The sequence below is a fragment of the Companilactobacillus suantsaicola genome (assembly GCF_004745525.1).
Classification (GTDB): domain Bacteria; phylum Bacillota; class Bacilli; order Lactobacillales; family Lactobacillaceae; genus Companilactobacillus; species Companilactobacillus suantsaicola.
Genome location: NZ_RKLY01000065.1, coordinates 1 through 631 on the forward strand (window position 1 = coordinate 1; position 631 = coordinate 631).

Annotated in this window: 1 protein-coding gene; it reads left to right on the forward strand. The window is 34.4% G+C overall.

All coding sequences use genetic code 11. From position 1 onward, the window contains the following. Positions 1-631: transposase (locus EGT49_RS12355; RefSeq protein ID WP_135374712.1), on the forward strand; the 631-nt coding region annotated here is incomplete at both ends.

Genomic DNA, 631 nt, shown 5'->3' on the forward strand with positions numbered 1-631 from the left:
ATCCGGCAAAGATGTTGTTAAAGATGTTATTGTTTGCTTATTCAAGAAAAGTTTTTGCAGGTAGAAAGATTTCTGAAATGGCAGAAGAAAACTTACCAATGCGCTGGTTGATGGGAAATATTTTAACTATTCCTAGCTACAGAACCATTAATAGATTTCGTACTGGTGATCACTCAAAGGAACTCATAAAGAGACTATTCTTAACATTTAGGAATCGTCTAAATCAGCTTGAGCTGATCGACGATTCCGCATTGTTTATCGACGGAACTAAAATTTTGGCAAATGCGAATAAATATACATTTGTTTGGAAAAAATCTGTTGAAAAAGCTGAACCAAAATTGGACGCAAAAACAGACGCCTTATATGATGAAGTGATTCAAAATAGTGTTGATATTGAGATTTCGAAGGAAACCTCTCGAAGCCTAAATAGTACTGAACTTGCTGAAATTTCTACTCATATTGATACCAAAATTTCCGAACTTGATGAAACCATTAAAACAGAAAAAGTGGCCGTAGGTGGCTCTAAAAATAAACGTCTTAGACGAAAGCTTAAACACTATAATCATCTCTTAAAAAACGATTTGATTCCTCGAAAGAAAAAATATGAAGATGCTAACGGGATCTTTGGCGA